Source organism: Actinoplanes sichuanensis (assembly GCF_033097365.1).
Classification (GTDB): Bacteria; Actinomycetota; Actinomycetes; order Mycobacteriales; family Micromonosporaceae; genus Actinoplanes; species Actinoplanes sichuanensis.
On the sequence record NZ_AP028461.1, the window covers coordinates 6,659,983 to 6,677,110 of the forward strand.

Consider the following 17,128-nt stretch of genomic DNA (forward strand, 5'->3'; position numbering starts at 1 on the left):
CCGCCACAACGAGACATGGACATCAGGTGAACTGTCGACGTCCGGGCCGGGGCGGAGCCCGGCATTGACCGTCGGGACCCGGTCTGCTTACCTCTATGGGCCTTCCGTATCGATGAAGTAGGTTCCCATGCTGCGAAAGTTCACCGCCGGCGTCGTCAGATACCGGAGGCGGCTACTCGCGGCAGTGGTCGTGACACTCTCGGTCGCCCCCTTGGCGCTGATCAACGGCAACGCGGGCGCCGCCGCCGCGCTCGCTCCGCAACCGGGCAACTTCACCGGGTACGGGTTCGACGCCTGTACCGCCCCGTCCAGCGACACGATGGCGGCGTGGCTGAAGTCGTCGCCGTACCGGGCGGCGGGCATCTACTTCGGTGGCAACAACCGCGGCTGCACCCAGGCCAACCTGACCGCCGAGTGGGTCCGCGAGCAGGTGACCCGCGGTTGGCGGCTGATCCCGCTCTACGTCGGCCCGCAGGCCAGCTGCACCACGCTCACCAAGCGGAACCTGATCGACAACGCCAACGCGGCCGCGCAGGGCCGGGCCACCGCCGAGGACGCGGTACGCCAGGCCGCCGCGCTCGGGCTGTCGAAGGAGAGCGTGCTGATCTACGACATGGAGTCGTACGACAGCAAGAACATCGCCTGCCGCGACGGTGTGCTGACGTTCATGAACTCGTGGACCGCCCGCCTGCACGACTACGGCTACTTCTCCGGCTACTACAGCAGCGCCGCCACCGGCATCGCCGACATGGTCGCGGTCTGGAACCGGCCGGGGTACGTGCGGCCCGACTACGTCGACTTCGCCCGCTGGGACCAGGTCGTCACGGTCACCGACAAGGCGATCCCGGCGAGCTACTGGACCCCGAAGCGGCGGATGAAGCAGTACCGCGGCGCCCACCAGGAGACCTGGGGCGGCGTGACGATCAACATCGACAACGACTACCTGGACTTCGCCCTGCTGCCGTCGGCGAAGCTGTCCGACTGGAACCGCAACGGCTGGTCGGACATCATGGCCCGGACCACGTCGACCGGCAACCTGTTCGCCTACCCGGGCAACGGCACGTGGGTCTCCGAGGGCGGCCGCACCGCCGTCGGCGTCTACCCGTCGGCGAACGCGCTGCTGCGGATGGACCTCAACCGGGACGGCCTCACCGATCTGATCGTCCGCACCAAGGCCGGCGCGCTGTTCTTCTACCCCGGCCTGAGCACCGGGAAGTTCGGCGCCCGCAAGCAGCTGTCCAAGAACTTCAGCCACATGCGGGAGCTGACCGCGATCGGCGACTTCAACCGGGACGGCTACCCGGACATGCTCGCCGCGCAGACCAGCAACGGCAACGTCTACCTGTACCCGGGTGTGGCCGGCGCCAAGTTCGGCAAGCGGGTGGCCCTGGCCTACGGCGACTGGAACAACCGCAGCGAGTTCGCCGGGGTCGGCGACTTCAACCGGGACGGCTACCCGGACCTGCTGGTCAAACTGAACAGCACCGGCGCGCTCTACCTCTACCGGGGTAAGGCCGGCGGTTTCCAGGCGGCGCTGAAGATCGGCACCGCGACCGGGCTGCGCGACCTGCTCGGGGTGGGCGACTTCGACCGGGACGGATGGACCGACCTGGCCGCGATCCAGACGTCGACCGGTCACCTGATGGTCTACCGCGGCAACGGCAAGGGCTTCGTGGCCGGGGTGCGGGTCAGTACCGGATACAAGGGCCGGTCACCCCTCTTCTGAGGCGGCCCGGTCGGGCAGGGTGAACAGCACGGTGGTGCCGCCACCCGGGGTCTCGTCGACCCGGATGTCACCGCCGTGCCGTTCCACGATCCGCCAGCAGGTGGACAGCCCGATGCCGTGGCCACCGGCGGAGCCGTTGCCGAGTCGGGTGAACATCTCGAACACCCGCCGCCGCTGCTCCGGCGGGATGCCGAGCCCGTTGTCGGCGACCGCGACGGTCCATCCGCCCGGGCCGTGTTCGGCGGTGACGGTGACCCGGCAGTCCCGGGACGGATCGCGGTACTTGATCGCGTTGCCGATCAGGTTCTGCAGCAGCTGCCGGACCAGCACCGGGTCACCGTCGACCAGCGGCAGTGGTCCGGGTGCCTCGACGGTGGCCCCGGCGGCTCCGGCCGCCGGGCGCAGGTCGGTGCGGACCTGTTCGAACAGTTCGGCCAGGTCGGCGGTGGCCCGGCGCACCGGGGCGCTGCCGGCCTGGGCGTAGCCGAGCAGCGACCCGATCAGATCGCGCATCCGGGTGACCGCCCGCGACGCCGCGTCCGCCCACTGTTTGGGGCGGCCCTCCACCTCGTCGCCGATCAGCTCCAGGTAACCGCCGACCGAGGTCAGGGGTGCGACCAGGTCATGGCTGACCGCCCCGGCGAAGTTGCTCAGGTCGGCGTTCGACCGGCGCAGCTCGGCGTTGGCGCCGGCCAGCTCGCGACGGGCCTCCTCGATCGCCCGCTGCTGGGCGCGGGCGCTGGTCACGTCGTTCATCGCGACGACCGCGCCCTGAGGGACGCCGCCCGGCCCGATCAGTGCCCGGCCACTGACGCTGACCTGCAGCGACTCGCCATCGGGCCGCTTGATGATCATCTCGGCGTCCTTGACGCCGCCGTCGCGCAGGGCCCGGCACAACGGCTCCCGGTCCGGCCGCAACGGGGTGTGCCCGTCGGTCTCCAGCAGCTGATACCGGCCGGGGAGATCGTCCATCCCGTGCCACTCGCGCGCGGCCCGGTTGAACAGGGTCAGCCGCCCGGTCTGGTCGGCCGCCACCACCGCCACGTCGATCGTCTCCAGCAGCGTGTCGGTCCACCGCTGCCGCTCCTCGGCCAGCGCGGCCAGCTCGGCGTTGATCCGGGCCTGCCGCCGCCGCTCGAACAGGGCCAGGATGATCTGGGCCAGGTCCTTGAGCCGCTCGATCTGCCCGCCGTCCAGCAGACCCGGCTCGGTGTCGAAGACACACAGCGACCCGAGCGCGTGCCCCTCCGGCGTGACCAGCGGAAACGACGCGTAGAACCGGACACCGGCCAGCACCCCGGTGACCCAGGGGTTGTGCATGAAGACCGGGTCGGTGCTGGCGTCCGGGACGTGGGTGTACTGGCCGGACTCGAACCGGACGGCACACATCGAGTCGGACCGCTCCGAGTCACCACCCTCGAAACCGACCGTGGTGAGCTGGCACTGGCGGTTCTCGTCGATCAGGTTGAGGGTGGCGTGCGGCACCCGGGCCACGGTCGCCGCGACCCGCACGACCGCCTCCAGCTCGTCGCCGGCCGGCGAATCGAGCAGGCGGTACTCGTGCAGCGCGGCGAGCCGCAGGCGTTCCCGTTCCGGAAGCCGTTCAGCCAGGTCCACCTCAGTCCGATCGGCACCACTACCGGTGATCTGACTCTTTCTCCGGCAGCCGCACCGGGGCACTGCCGGCCCGGGCGTAGTCGAGCAGGGCGTCGATCAGGTCCCGCATCCGGACCACCGCCTGCGCCGCCGACGTGACCCACTCGGCCACCCGCGGGTCGGCCGGCGGATCGTCCGGATCGGCGAGCAACTCGAGATAGCCACCGACCGAGGCCAGCGGTGCGACCAGGTCGTGACTGACCGCCCCGGCGAAGTTGGTGAGGTCGGCGTTGGAGCGGCGCAGCTCGGCGTTGGCCGTGGCCAGCCGCTCGTGGGCCTCCTCGAGGATCCGTCGCCGGGCGTGTTCCGCGGTGACGTCGTGCAGAGCGAGGACGGCACCGTTCACCGTGCCGTCGGCGGTCCGCAGCGGGGACGCGTTGGCCAGCACCGACCGCGGTTCCCGGCCCGGCACCCGGATCAGGATCTCCCGGCCCTGGACCGACCGGCCGTCGCGCATCGCCACGGCCAGTGGCACCTGATCGTCCGGGATCAGGGTGCGGCCGTCCGGCTCGTACAGCCGGTAGCGGGACGCCGACCCGGCCGGTCCGGCCGCCAGATCGGTGTCCGGGTGCAGGTTCTGGGCGGCTCGGTTGATCAGGGTGACCGCGCCGGTCGTGTTGATCGCGATGACCGCCTCGTCGATGCTGTCCAGCACCGTCCGGGTCCACTGTTCCCGGGCCTGGATGGTCTCCTTGAGCCCGGCCGACGTCCGGGCGAGCCGACGCCGCTCGAAGAACGCGACCACGATGCCGGCCAGATCGGTCAGCCGGTCGATCTGCTCCGGCGACAGCCGCCGCGGCCGATCGTCGAAGACGCACAACGTGCCCATCACGTGCCCGCCCGGGCTGATCAGCGGCGCGGACGCGTAGAACACGATCCGCCCCAGCCGCCCGGTCACCCACGGGTTGTTCCGGTAGTCCGGTTCCTCCCGGGCGTCGGGCAGGTGCACGAAGACCCCGCGGTCCAGGCGCACCGCGCACATCGAGTCCTCGCGGTCGCAGTGCCGCCCGGCGAACCCGACCGTGGTCAACTGGTACTGCCGCCGGTCGTCGAGCAGGTTCAGCGTCGCCGTCGGCACACCGGCGACGGTCGCGGCCACCCGGACCACGGCCTCCAGCTCAGCGGCGGGCGGGGTGTCGAGGAGGTGATATTCGCGCAGGACCGCGACGCGTCGCCGCTCCCGTTCGCTCCCCACCTGCTCCCCATCGGCAACCGGAGGCCGGATCTGACGATCCCGCCGGGTCAGAACCAGCGGCGCCGGTAGTGGCCGTGGTGGCGGTAGTGCCCGTGGTGCCGGTAGTGGCCGTGATGCCCGTACGCCCCGGGGTGACCGTAGGCACCCGGGTGGTGGTAGCCGTGGCCGCCCGGGTGGTAGCCGTGGCCGTACAGCTTGCGGTTGACCTCACGCAGCATGCCGTCGGCGATCGGGTTGTGGCCCTTGTGGGACATCCGCTGAAGTTTCGACGCGACCATCGAGAGCACGAACCGTTTGACGAAGCCCACCGAACGTCTCCTCGTTCTGCCCGGCCCACGATCCGCGAGCCGTCCGGATTCCAGGGTAGGGCGCCAGTTCCACCCCTGACCTGTACGTTCGCTGTCGGTTTCCGGTGAGCCGACCGTTCACCCGTCCGGTATCCCCCCGCGCCCCGCCCTCCCGTCCGGTCCGGTGGCGGCGGGCGTCCGGCAGAATGCGCCGATGAGTGTGATCACCTACTTCCGGCGGAGCGGGGCGGAGGCCGTCGCCGAGCTGAGGCGGCTGCTCGGCGAGGACGTCGGTAAGGCCCTGGAGTTCGCGGACGGGCAGCCCGGCACCCATACCGACAAGGCCTGGGCCGGGCTGCACTTCCTGCTGCTCGACCTGGACCCGCCGGTGGACGTGTTCGAGCCCGGTGAGCCGTTCCTGATTCTCAGCGCCGAACAGGTCGAGGCCGCGGCCGCGTTCTTCGGGGCGACCCCGTTCACGGCGGCGGCCGCCGGATACGACCGGGCGCTGATGGAGTCGATCGGCGTCTACCCGGCGGATCTGTGGGAGGCCGACTGGGCGTTGTCCTACCTGGAGGACGCCTACGTCCGTGTGGTCGCGCTGTTCCGCGACGCGGCGGCCGCCGGCGATCAGGTGGTCGCCTGGCGCGCCTGACCGGCGCGGTCAGCTGCGGTCGAGCTGTTCCTCCAGGTGGAAGACCTGGTCGAGGACCAGCATGCCCTCGTCCGGGCGGGACTCGCCGAGGGTGGGGAAGAACTCGGCCATCGCGGCCTGCCAGCGGGCGTTGACCTCGGTGCGGGCCATCGCCTCCTGGGCGGCGGCGAAGTCGTCGGTCTGCAGTGTGCCGACGAGCAGGCCGTCCGGCCGCAGGAAGAGGCGGTAGTCACGCCAGCCGGTCTCGTGCAGTGCCCGGAGCATGTCCGGCCAGACGGCGGCGTGCGCCTCCCGGTAGGCGTCCAGCTTCGTCGGGTCGACCTGCAGGGTGAAGCACACGTACGTCATGGCGGCCATCCTGCCGCCTCGACCGTAACGTTTCAATCCATCCGGACGCGTTCCTCGACCGACCTTGGCCCGTGCTAATTTATGTCGCATGCGAAATACTTTGGTCGACGTGGGCGGGCTGGTCGGGACGCTGTTCGAGCCGGACCAGGAGCCGGTCGCGGTGCTCGTGGTGCATCCGGCGACGGCGACGCCGGCCGGGTTCTATGCCGCGTTCGCGACGTTCCTCGCCGAGAACCGGATCGCCGCGGTCACCTACGACTACCGGGGCACCGGGCGGTCCGGGTCGCCACGGGACCACCGGGACGTCGGTATGCGGGACTGGATCGAGCAGGACGTGCCGGCGATGACCACGTGGGCGGCCGCACGGTTCCCGGGGTTGCCGCAGCTCGCGGTCGGGCACAGCGTGGGCGGGCATGCCCTCGCGCTCGGGCGCGGCGGGTCCGGGCCCGCGGCGTTCGCGCTGGTGGCCTCGCATGTGGCGTCGATCGGCGCCATTCCGGACCGGGTGGAGCGGTTCCGCGTACGCCTCGTGCTGTCCTTGATCGGGCCGGCCCTGGCCGGTCTTCTCGGATATGTCCCGGCGCGCCGTCTGGGTCTGGGCGAGGACATCTCGGTGGCCGCCGTGCGGCAGTGGGCCGGCTGGGGCGCGCTGCCGAACTATCTGTTCGACGATCCGGTGATGCGCGGCGCGGAGCGGGCCGCCGCGGTCACCCAGCCGGTGCTGGTGATCGGGTTGAGCGACGACCCGTGGGCGACGCCGCGGCAGGTCGACGAGTTGGCCGCCCGGCTGCCGAACGCGCAGGTGGAGCGGCGCACCCACACCCCGGCCGAGGCGGGCGTGCCGCGGATCGGCCACCATGGGTTCATGCGACGTTCCGCCCGTGACACCCTCTGGCCCGAGCTGCTGACCTGGCTGCAGAAGCGGATCGCCGACACTCCCGGGAGAGACGACACGGCTCGATGAGCGGCCACCGCCTCGTCTTCCAGATGATGATCGCCGAGCGTTCGGTCCGGCGGTGGATCGACGCGCGCTCCGGCGACAGCGGTCTCGGCGCGGCCGGGGCGGGTGTGCTGTTCCATCTGGCGGCGCACGACAACGCGCTGGTAGGTGACGTGAGCGCGGCCCTGTGCGCGTCGCCGTCCGGGATCAGTGGGCTGGTCAGCCGCCTGGAGAAGGGCGGTTTTCTGGTGAAGACGCCGGATTCGGCCGACGCCCGGGCGGTGCGGCTCGCCCTGACCCCGGCCGGCCGGGAGGCGGTCGCCGCGGCCAAGGAGGTGGTCCGGGAGCTGAACGCGGAGATCTCCGACGGCTTCACCGACGCCGAGTTGGACGTGGTGGCGCGCTGGCTGGGACAAATCACACAGCGCTTGACCTGATCGCCGGTACTTCCGCTGGAACCGTGGGCATACCAGAGTGGTTGGCGGGTGCCCCCAAGGGTGAGGAAGTACTGATGAGTCATCGAGTGGTAGTCGTGGGGGCCGGTTTCGGCGGCCTCTTCGCGATCAAGGCGCTGCGTCACGCCGACGTCGAGATCACTTTGATCAACGGTACGGCGTACCACCTCTTCCAGCCGTTGCTCTACCAGGTCGCGACCGGGATCCTGTCGGAGGGCGAGGTCGCGCCGCCGATCCGTGAGGTGCTGCGCCGGCAGAAGAACGTGGACGTACGCCTCGGCTGGGTGCAGGACGTCGATGTGGAGCGCAAGGTCGTGTCGGTGGCCGGGCCGGGCATCGACTACACGGTGCCGTACGACACGCTGATCGTCGCGGCCGGCGCCTCGCAGTCCTATTTCGGCAACGACCAGTTCGCCGATCACGCGCCGGGCATGAAGAGCATCGACGACGCCCTGGAGCTGCGGGCCCGGATCTTCGGCGCGTTCGAGGTGGCCGATCTGCACACCGACCCGGAGACGATCGAGCGCTGGATGACGTTCGTGGTCGTCGGCGCCGGCCCGACCGGCACCGAGATGGCCGGGCAGATCGCCGAGCTGGCGCACCGCAACCTGGTCGGGCAGTTCCGGCACATCGACTCCCGCAAGGCGCGGATCCTGCTGGTCGACGCGGTCGGCGCGGTGCTCAACACGTTCGGCGACCAGCTCTCGGCCAAGGCCGAGCGGCAGCTCGACAAGCTCGGCGTCGAGGTGCGGACGAACACGATGGTGGTGGGCGTCGACGCGAACAGCATCGAGGTCGAGTCGAACGGCGAGCGCGAGCGCATCCCGACGATGACGAAGGTGTGGGCGGCCGGGGTGGCGGCACCGCCGTTGGCCGCGAAACTGGCCGCGGCGACCGGCGCGAAGACCGACCGGGCGGGTCGGATCCTGGTCGAGCCGAACACGTCACTGCCGGGCCACCCGGAGATCTTCGCGCTCGGCGACATGATGAACCTGGCCGGTGACGACGGGAAACCGCTGCCCGGGGTGGCGCAGGTGGCCATCCAGAGCGGCCGGCACGCCGCCGACCAGATCAAGCGCCGCCTGGCCGGTAAGGAGACGGGTCAGCCGTTCCGCTACTTCGACAAGGGCAGCCTGGCGACGATCTCCCGCTTCTCGGCGGTCGCGAGCATCTGGAAGCTGCGGCTGTCCGGCTTCCCGGCCTGGGTGGTGTGGGTGGCGGTGCACCTGTTCTACCTGGTCGGCTTCAAGAACCGGGTGACCGCGGTCTTGCACTGGTTCGTCAGTTTCCTCGGCCGCGGCCGTTCGGAGCGGGTCGCCACCCAGCAGCAGGCTTTCGCACGGCAGGCGATCCGGGCGTACGGCGACCCGTTCCGCCGGGCTGCGGAGGAGGCGGACAAGGTCGGGTAGCGTATGGCGGCCCGCCGAAAGTCCTGAGAAAGGCTCACCTTGGTTCCGGTCACCGTCAGCACCCCCGTGGTGCCCCGCGCCAGGAGTCTCGCTCCGGTCTTTCACGAGCTCACGCTCTTCCACGGCAGCATGGGCGCGGGCAAGTCGACGCTCGCGCTGCAGAACGCGTACAACCGCCGACAGGCCGGCCGGCCCGGGATCCTGCTGACCAGCATGGACCGGGCCGGCACCGGGGTGATGTCGTCACGGCTCGGTGTCGCCGCGGACGCCATCGAGGTGACCGACGGCACCGAGCTGACCGCGTTGATCGCCGACGAGGTGCCGGCCGGCGGGTTCGTGATCGTCGACGAGGCGCAGTTCCTCCGGCCGGAGCAGGTGGAGCAGCTGGCCTGGGCGGTCGACGAGCTGTGTGTCGACGTGGACTGCTACGCGATCTCGACGGACTTCATGTCGCACCTGTTCCCGGGCGCGCAGCGGCTGCTGGAGCTGGCCGACAACATCGTGTCGCTGCAGGTCGAGGTGACCTGCTGGTGCGGGCGGCCGGGGCGGCAGAACGCGCGGATCGAGGACGGCCGGGTGGCCCGCTCGGGTGCCCAGGTGGCGGTCGGCGACACGTCGGACGCGGCCGAGGTCACGTACCGGGTGCTCTGCCGCCGCCACTGGCGTAACGGGGACGCCGGGCCGGTCTAGCCCTGCGCCTCGGGGTAGATCATCCAGGCGCGCAGGTCGCCGTGCACGTCGAACAGGTAGCCGCCGTCACCGACCGCGTGGTTGGCCGGGTCGACGTTGGTGAAGATCGGCTTGGTGAGACCCCAGTACTTGTGGGTCGCGGTGTCCCGGCCCTTGCCGATGTGGACGTAGACGTCGCCGCCGGCCGGGACGACGGTTCCGGCCGGGAAGGTGTAGCGCCGCAGGCCCGAGTCGCGTACCCACCAGCCGGAGATCGGCACGTCCGCGGCTGACGGGTTGTGGACCTGGAACCATTCGCCGTTCAGGTTCTTCTCGTCGATCCCCTCGGCGTCCGGGTTGACGGTCAGGGTGATTCCGCTGTTCTGGGCCGGGCCGGGCTTGCAGCTGTCGGTGTCGTAGAGCTCGCGCCCGGCTGCCGCGGCCACCTGGGCGGCCCGGTGGTACGCCTCGTCCATCGCCCATTCGCCGGGCCACGCCTGCCAGAGGGTGTAGCCCTCGCGGACCATCTGCTCCCCCACGTCCCGCCACTGGCCGTTGACCTTGACGGCGACCGAGCGCAGCGGCCGGCCCTCGCTCTTGCTGGACGCCTTCAGCGAGGTGAGCCGCACGTAGTTGCCGCCGGCGGCGAGCAGCTCCTCCAGGCGGGCGTTGGCGGCGACCGCGTGACAGTCGCCCTTACGCCGCTCGGGGTAGTGCGAGTAGGTCTTCATCTCCATCGCCTGGATGCCCAGGATCCGTACCGACACCAGGTCTTTCGTGCCGTCCCCGGCGAGGTCGACCCGGATCGTGTCGCCGTCCGGCGCCCAGTCGACCTTGCCGGTCCAGACCTGGCAGCGAGGGCTGCCGGCTTCCGCCCGGCAGGCGGTGGTGGCCGCCTGCGCGGGGGTGGCGAGCCCGATGGCGGTCAGCGTGGTGGCGGCGGCGAGAGCAGCGAGGCGGCGAAGCATGCCGCCTTCATCGACCGCGGAAAGCCGGGCTTGAGAAGACCAGATAGTTAGCTAGGCTAAGCAGTATCTCTCGTGAGGAGTACCGCTTGACCGCGCCGCCGCGCCGCGCCCCCAGGGCCGGCATCCACCCGGACCCCACGAAAAGTTGGCTACGCCGCGCCTGGCCCATCGTCCGTGCCCACCGAGCGCTGCTGATCACCTCGCTGACGTTGTCGTTCCTCGGCCTGATCGTCCAGGTGCAGATCCCCGACCTGGTGCGGATCGGCATCGACCAGGCCCTCGTCGAGCAGACCGAGGGCCTGGAGAAGTACGTCTGGCTGATCGCCGGGCTGGCCGTCGTCCAAGGCGTGATCAACTTCCTGGCCCGGCTCTACCTGCTGCGCACGGCGTACGAGATGGAGTACGACCTGCGCAACCTGGTCTTCGGCCACTTCATGCGGATGTCGTACGGCTTCTACGACCGGGTCCAGTCCGGCGAGCTGATCTCCCGGGCCACCAGCGACATCCGGGCCGTCCAGATGTACCTGGCGTTCGGCCCGTCGATCCTGGTCCAGTGCACCATCGCGGGGATCGCGTTCGCCCTGATGGTGTCGATCAACGCGCCGCTGGCGATCATCGCGATGCTGACCATGCCGGTGATCGCGGTGCTCGGCGTCCGGATGCGCAAGGCGATCTTCCCGGTGTCGTGGCTGATCCAGTCCCGGCTGGCCGGGGTGGCGACGGTGGTCGACGAGAACATCCAGGGCGTCCGGATCGTGAAGGCGTTCGCGGCCGAGAAACGGCAGATCGACACGCTCGCCCGGGCCGCCGACGGGGTGCGGTGGGCGTACACCACCGACGCCCGGATCCGCAGCCGCTGGATGCCGGTGATGGACAACCTGCCCCGGCTCGGGCTGGCGCTGGTGCTGCTGGTCGGCGGGCTGATGGTGCTCGACGGCAACGCCACCGTGGGCACCATCGTGGCGTTCAACTCCTACGTGCTGATGCTTCAGCCGCCGTTCCGGATGCTCGGCATGATCATCATGATGGGTCAGCGGGCGGCCGCGTCGGCGCAGCGCATCTACGACATCCTGGACACGCCGGCCGAGCTGACCGATCCGGCCGATCCGGTGGTCCCCCCACCTCGGGGCGACGTGCGTTTCGCGGGAGTGCGGTTCGCGTACCCCGATGGAACTCTTGGTCTTGATGGTCTTGACCTGCATATCCGGCCCGGCGAGACGGTTGCGCTGGTCGGTGCGACGGGCAGCGGCAAGAGCACGGTGGCGCGGCTCGCGGCCCGGTTCTACGACACCGACGCCGGGCGGGTGCTGATCGACGGCACCGACGTGCGCGACTACCCCCCGGCGACGCTGCGCGACCGGGTCGGGATCGTGCCGGACGAGCCGTTCCTGTTCTCCGTCTCGCTGCACGACAACATCGCTTTCGGACATCCTTCGGCGACCCGCGAGCAGGTGGTCACCGCCGCCGTCGCGGCCGGCGCCGACGGTTTCATTCAAGAGCTTCCGGAGGGGTACGACACCGTCGTCGGCGAACGCGGCTACACCCTCTCCGGTGGCCAGCGGCAACGAGTCGCGATCGCCCGGGCGCTGCTGGTCAACCCGCCGGTGCTGATCCTCGACGACGCCACCAGTGCCGTCGACGTGCGGGTCGAACACGAGATCCACGAGGCGCTGCGCGACCTGATGCGCGACCGCACCACCATCGTGGTCGCACACCGGCTGGCCACGATCGGCCTCGCCGACCGGGTCGTGCTGATCGACAACGGTCAGGCCGTCGCGACCGGAACCCATGCCGAGTTGCTCGCCACCGAACCCCGCTACGGGCGGGTCCTGGCCACGGAGGTGCACGCGTGAGCATGTTCGGAGGCGGTTTCGGCGGTCCCGGCGGCGGTCCCGGGTCGGGCGCGATCGCCGGGATGGGTGGTGTCGGCACCCGACGGCAGGGCAACACGCCGTTCGCCGGGGTGCCGCCCGAACTCGCGGCCGGCGTCACCCTGCTGGAGGCCAGCGAGCCGGAGCATCCGGAACCGGCCGAGACGTTCAGCCACACCCCGGACAGCGGGCGGCTCACCCTGTGGTCGCTGCTGTCCGGCCGACCGGCGCTGCTGGTCACCGCGGCCGTCGCGGTCGGGGTCGAGGCGCTGCTGCTGCAGTCCGGGCCGTACCTCGTGCAGGTCGGCATCGACCACGGCATCGTGGCGCGAGACGTGCCGGTCCTCGTCTTCGCGGCGGTCGCGTTCCTGGCCTCGGTGGCGCTGACCGCGGCGGCCACCGCCGTGCGCATCCGGATGAGCGGGCGACTCGCCGCCTACAGCACCCGTGACCTGCGGGTCCGCGTGTTCACCCAGTTGCAGCGGCTCAGCCTCGACCATTACACGACCGAGAAGGCCGGGGTCACCATGACCCGGATGACCTCCGACGTGGAGGCGTTGCAGCAGCTGCTGCAGGAGGGGTTCGCACAGTTCCTCATCCACGGGCTGACCATGGTCGTGGTCACCGCGGTCCTCGTCCACTACGACGCCACCCTCGCCGCGATCACGCTGCTCCTGGTGGTGCCGCCGCTGCTGCTGCTCACGCTCTGGTTCCGCAAGGCCGCCGACGTCGGCTACCACCGGCAGCGGGACACCATCGCCGGGCTCTTCTCGCACCTGACCGAGAGCCTCAACGGCGTACGCGTCATCACCGCCCACAACCAGCAGGACCGCAACGTGATCGCCCACCGGGAGGTGGTCGGCGCCTACCGCGACGCCAACGACCACACCGGCCGGATCAACGCCGTCTACGGCCCCGGCACGTCGGTGATCGGCCTGCTCGGCCTGGCGGCGCTGCTGCTCATCGGCGGCCGGATGGTGCTGCACGGCACCCTGACGATCGGCGAACTGACCGCTTTCGTCCTCTACCTGAACGCGTTCTTCCAGCCGGTTCAGCAGCTGGTCCAGCTCTACACCAACTACCAGCAGGCCCGCGCCGCGCTCGGCAAACTCCGCGGCCTGCTCGGCACGGTCCCCGCGGTCCGGGAGAAGACCGGGGCGTTGCCGCTGCCGCCGGCGTCCGGCGGGATCGAGCTGCGGGAGATCACTTTCGGGTACGATCCCAGCCGCCCCGTGCTACGCGGCGTGAACCTGCGGATCACACCCGGCGAGACGATCGCCTGCGTCGGGCCGACCGGCGCCGGCAAGTCGACGCTGGCCAAACTGGTGTCCCGCCTCTACGACCCGGACTCCGGAACGGTGCTGATCGACGGCCACGACCTGCGCGACGTCACCCTGGATTCGCTGCACCGGCAGGTCGGGGTGGTGCCGCAGGAGCCGTTCCTGTTCGCCGGCACGCTGCGCGACAACATCGCCTTCGCCCGCCCCGAGGTCTCCGACGAGGTGGTACTGGCGGCCGTCGACGCGGTCGGCCTGCGCGACCTGGTGGACCGCTCCCCCGACGGCCTGCAGACGATCCTGCACGAACGAGGCCAGTCGGTCTCCTCCGGCGAACGCCAACTGATCGCCCTGGCCCGCGTCTTCGTGGCCGAGCCCCGGGTGGTGGTCCTCGACGAGGCGACATCAAGCCTGGACCTGCGTTCCGAACTGCGGGTGGAGGCCGCGATCCAGCGCCTCCTCGAAGGCCGGACCGCCATCCTGGTCGCCCACCGCCTGTCCACGGCCCGCCGAGCCGACCGGGTGATCGTCGTCGACGACGGCGACATCATCGAACAGGGCACGCACGCGGAGTTGGTCGCCGCCGGCGGCCGCTACGCGACCATGTACGCCACCTGGCAGTCCCACACCACCCCCTGACCGCCCGTCGCCCGCCGCCCGTCGCCCGTCGCCCGTCGCCCGTCGCCCGTCGCCCGTCGCCCGTCGCCCGTCGCCCGTCGCCCGTCGCCCGTCGCCCGTCGCCCGTCGCCCGTCGCCCGTCGCCCGTCGCCCGTCGCCCTCGCCCTTGCGAGCCGCAGCGTGCGAAGGCGCAGCGCACGAAGCCGCGAGGCGGGGATGACCTTAACGGTATGGCGACACGCTGGCATCGAAGGTTGCGCATTCATTGATGAGGCGGGGAGGGTCGGGGCATCCCAGACGGAGGTGCTTTGTGGATCTGTCACGAACGCTGGCCGGCATCGGTGCCGCGTTGCTCGCCACCGCTCTGCTCGCCGATCCGGTGTCGGCAGTGCCGGACGACGTCCAGGCCCTGGCTTCGCCGGGCGACGCTCGGGCTTCGGGTGGTGCCGCATCGACCCGTGACTTCGGGAACGGGCCTGAGCGCAACGAGATCGCCGCCCTCGACGATGTAACGATCGGTGAGCTGTCGGTTCGGGCGCCGGCCGTCGGTGAACCGGCTGCCGCCTGGACGGTCGGGCGGCGGTCGGGATTTCCGCGGCAGAACGAACTGCCGGTCTGGCCGGTGAACCCGGAGGATCGGTCGATCAAGCTGGGGCTCATTCCGTACCACCTGATCGCTCCTCGATTGAACGCGCTGCAGAAGGCCTCGGACCGCGTCTCCGCCGAGATCGTGGGGAAGTCGGCCGGCGGCCGTGATCTCTACCTGGTGACCGTGACCGCACCCGAATCAGCCTCCGAGTCGGCCAGGCAGGACCGCTGGCGGGAGCTGATCGAGGAGGATCCGGCCGCCGCGAAGCGGGACCGCAGCCTGAAGGCCGGCTACAAGACGCCGGTCTGGATCAATGCCAACATCCACGGCAACGAGTGGGAGGGCACCGACGGCGCGCTGCGTGTCATCGAGCGCCTGGCCACCGCGACCGACGCCGCGACCAGGGACTTCCTGAGGCGCAGCCGGGTGTACGTGACGGTCACCAACAATCCGGACGGGCGGGTCGCGGGCACCCGGGCGAACGGCGCCGGATTCGACATCAACCGGGATCACGCGACCAGTTCGCAGCCGGAGTCGCGGGCGGTCCGGGACGTGGTGATCGCGACGCAGCCGTTCCTGATGCTCGACGAACACGGCTACACCGGGACGACCCTGATCGAGCCGGCGACGCCGCCGCACGGGCAGAACTACGAGTACGACCTGTACATCAAGCACGCCCTGCCGAACGCGCTCGGCATGGAGAAGGCCATCCAGCAGCTCGGATACCCGGAGACGACCCGCGCCGACATCCCGTTCCGGGACTACGCTCCCGGCGACTGGGACGACTGGCCACCGATCTTCACCCCGATGTACGCCATCTACCAGGGCGCGGTCGGGCACACCGTGGAGATCCCGCTGCAGGTGAACAACGCCGCGTACAACAATCTGCCGGTCGAGGAACTGCAGCGCCGGGCCCGGATCAACACCGACGTGGCCGCGGCGACGATCGAGGCGGCCCTCACCTACGCCGACACGAACCGGGGCACGCTGCTCGCCGACCAGATCGAACAGTTCCGCCGGGGCTGGGCCGGCGAGCCGTCGCCGACGATCCTGGACGGTTTCGTCGACGGGTTCGGCCCGGAGGACCGGTACTCGACGACGTTTCCCCGCTCCTACGTCATCCCGGCCGGCACTCCCGCCGCCGCACGCCTCGTCAACCATCTGATCTCCCACGATGTACGGGTCACGGCCGCCCGCTCGGCTTTCCGCAACGGCGGGCGCCACTACGCCAAGGGCACCTACATCGTCGACATGCACCAGCCGAAGCGCGGCCTCGCGAACGTCCTGCTGGAAGCCGGCCGGGACATCTCAGATCTGGTTCCGCAGATGTACGACATCTCCGGCTGGAGTCACGGCCTGCTCTGGGGCGCCACCGTCGACAGCAGCCTCCGCACGCTGCCGAAGGTCCGGGTGACGAGGGTGACGCGGGCGGCGCCGACCGGGTCGGTCGACGCCCCGCGTGGTCGTGACCTGAGCCTGTCGCTGCGCGACGGCAACGATGTACGCGCGGTCAACGAACTGCTCACCCGGGGTGTCAAGTTGCGGCGCACGGACGCGGCCACCGTCGTGGTCCCGGCCGAGGCGCGGCCCGAGGCGCTCGCTCTCTCGAAGACCTTGGGAGTACGGTTCACCGCCGCCCGTGGCCACGAGAAAGGCGTCGTGATCGATCCGCCGGTGATCGCGGCCGCGGTCTCCGCCGACGAGTCGTTCGCCCTGCGGGAGATGGGCTTCGCGGTGCAGCCCGTGTCGACGGCGCTCCTCAACGCCGGTTTCGACCTGTCAACAGTCGACACCCTCATCGTCTCCTCCGGTCTGTCGTACACGGCGTTGACCCCGACGGCCCGGGCCGCGGTCGACGCATACCTGGCCCGCGGCGGAGGTGTCCTGACCCGTGGCACGACCGGCGCGAACTTCAACGCCGCCGCCAAGGTCCTCCCGGTGACCGCGACGGTCGGCCGCGGTGACGCCAACGGTGTCGTCACGGTGACGAACGAGGGCCGAGTCGTCGGCCGGCTCCCCCACCCACTCGTTCATCTACTCCCCTCTCTGGTTCACCGGCGCCGGAGTGACCGTCGAACAGCGTTACGGCACGACCCCGCTGGTGGCCGGCCACTGGCTGCCGACCGAGGACGGCACCAACGGCCCGGCCCAGGCGGCCGGGCAGGCGGCGGTCGTCTCGGGCGTGACGGCCGGCGGCGGCAACGCGGTCCTCTTCGGCACCGAGCCGCTCTTCCGAGCCCATCCGAAGGGCCTCTACGCCCCATACGCCCGCGCCCTCCTCTGGACCGCGAGCTAGCCCCGAGATCCCCGGTCCTGCCGCCGGCCGCGGCAGGACCGGATCGGGCATCTCCCGGACACCGATGTCGTGGTCACCGTGGATGAAAACCGCACGCACCTGGACCTCCCGACCTCGTCACCACCTGCCGCGGATCCAGCCTAGAAACCTCGGCGGCGGTCAGGGAGGC

14 protein-coding genes are annotated in these 17,128 nt (G+C 70.6%); 9 read left to right on the top strand and 5 right to left on the bottom strand.

Annotated features, from left to right (window positions below):
• The first annotated feature begins 127 nt into the window (after positions 1-127).
• On the top strand, positions 128-1,726 hold the full coding sequence (locus Q0Z83_RS30805; protein ID WP_317786738.1) for a glycoside hydrolase domain-containing protein: 1,599 nt from the start codon (positions 128-130) through the stop codon (positions 1,724-1,726).
• On the opposite strand, the gene Q0Z83_RS30810 is transcribed toward Q0Z83_RS30805, so the two are convergent.
• The 3 genes from Q0Z83_RS30810 to Q0Z83_RS30820 are packed head-to-tail and all read right to left on the bottom strand — an operon-like array spanning position 1,712 to position 4,885.
• A complete protein-coding gene (locus Q0Z83_RS30810) occupies positions 1,712-3,343 on the bottom strand; it encodes a GAF domain-containing sensor histidine kinase (protein WP_317786739.1) in 1,632 nt (543 codons plus the stop codon). The genes Q0Z83_RS30805 and Q0Z83_RS30810 overlap by 15 nt on opposite strands.
• Before the next feature lie 19 nt (positions 3,344-3,362).
• Positions 3,363-4,577, bottom strand: coding sequence for a histidine kinase dimerization/phospho-acceptor domain-containing protein (locus tag Q0Z83_RS30815; RefSeq protein ID WP_317786740.1), 1,215 nt, complete (start codon positions 4,575-4,577; stop codon positions 3,363-3,365).
• A gap of 47 nt (positions 4,578-4,624) precedes the next feature.
• Positions 4,625-4,885, bottom strand: coding sequence for a hypothetical protein (locus tag Q0Z83_RS30820; protein ID WP_317786741.1), 261 nt, complete (start codon positions 4,883-4,885; stop codon positions 4,625-4,627).
• 193 nt (positions 4,886-5,078) lie between these two features.
• Between Q0Z83_RS30820 and Q0Z83_RS30825 the strand changes: the two genes are divergently transcribed.
• A complete protein-coding gene (locus tag Q0Z83_RS30825; RefSeq protein ID WP_317786742.1) occupies positions 5,079-5,519 on the top strand; it encodes a DUF1877 family protein in 441 nt (146 codons plus the stop codon).
• A gap of 9 nt (positions 5,520-5,528) precedes the next feature.
• Here the strand turns inward: Q0Z83_RS30825 and Q0Z83_RS30830 are convergent, their stop codons facing one another.
• Entirely contained in the window at positions 5,529-5,867 is a 339-nt protein-coding gene (locus Q0Z83_RS30830; RefSeq protein WP_317786743.1) for an L-rhamnose mutarotase, read from the bottom strand.
• A gap of 88 nt (positions 5,868-5,955) precedes the next feature.
• On the opposite strand from Q0Z83_RS30830, the gene Q0Z83_RS30835 reads away from it, so the two are divergent.
• From Q0Z83_RS30835 to Q0Z83_RS30850, 4 genes are all read left to right on the top strand, one after another.
• Entirely contained in the window at positions 5,956-6,831 is an 876-nt protein-coding gene (locus tag Q0Z83_RS30835) for an alpha/beta hydrolase family protein (protein ID WP_317786744.1), read from the top strand.
• On the top strand, positions 6,828-7,244 hold the full coding sequence (locus Q0Z83_RS30840; protein WP_317786745.1) for a MarR family winged helix-turn-helix transcriptional regulator: 417 nt from the start codon (positions 6,828-6,830) through the stop codon (positions 7,242-7,244). The genes Q0Z83_RS30835 and Q0Z83_RS30840 overlap by 4 nt, the downstream gene beginning before the upstream one ends.
• A gap of 74 nt (positions 7,245-7,318) precedes the next feature.
• Positions 7,319-8,671, top strand: coding sequence for an NAD(P)/FAD-dependent oxidoreductase (locus Q0Z83_RS30845; protein ID WP_317786746.1), 1,353 nt, complete (start codon positions 7,319-7,321; stop codon positions 8,669-8,671).
• A gap of 39 nt (positions 8,672-8,710) precedes the next feature.
• Entirely contained in the window at positions 8,711-9,361 is a 651-nt protein-coding gene (locus Q0Z83_RS30850) for a thymidine kinase (protein ID WP_317786747.1), read from the top strand.
• Here the strand turns inward: Q0Z83_RS30850 and Q0Z83_RS30855 are convergent.
• A complete protein-coding gene (locus Q0Z83_RS30855; RefSeq protein WP_317786748.1) occupies positions 9,358-10,308 on the bottom strand; it encodes a lamin tail domain-containing protein in 951 nt (316 codons plus the stop codon). The two genes, Q0Z83_RS30850 and Q0Z83_RS30855, sit on opposite strands and share 4 nt — an antisense overlap.
• A gap of 86 nt (positions 10,309-10,394) precedes the next feature.
• Here Q0Z83_RS30855 and Q0Z83_RS30860 point away from each other — a divergent pair, with 86 nt between their 5' ends.
• The 3 genes from Q0Z83_RS30860 to Q0Z83_RS30870 all read left to right on the top strand — a co-directional run bounded on the left by Q0Z83_RS30860 (position 10,395) and on the right by Q0Z83_RS30870 (position 17,045).
• Positions 10,395-12,161, top strand: coding sequence for an ABC transporter ATP-binding protein (locus Q0Z83_RS30860; protein WP_317786749.1), 1,767 nt, complete (start codon positions 10,395-10,397; stop codon positions 12,159-12,161).
• Between the two features lie 2 nt (positions 12,162-12,163).
• A complete protein-coding gene (locus Q0Z83_RS30865) occupies positions 12,164-14,095 on the top strand; it encodes an ABC transporter ATP-binding protein (RefSeq protein WP_317797166.1) in 1,932 nt (643 codons plus the stop codon).
• A 289-nt stretch (positions 14,096-14,384) separates the two neighbouring features.
• Complete coding sequence (locus Q0Z83_RS30870) at positions 14,385-17,045, top strand: M14 family zinc carboxypeptidase (protein WP_317786750.1); 2,661 nt, start codon at positions 14,385-14,387, stop codon at positions 17,043-17,045.
• The last annotated feature ends 83 nt before the right edge of the window (positions 17,046-17,128 follow it).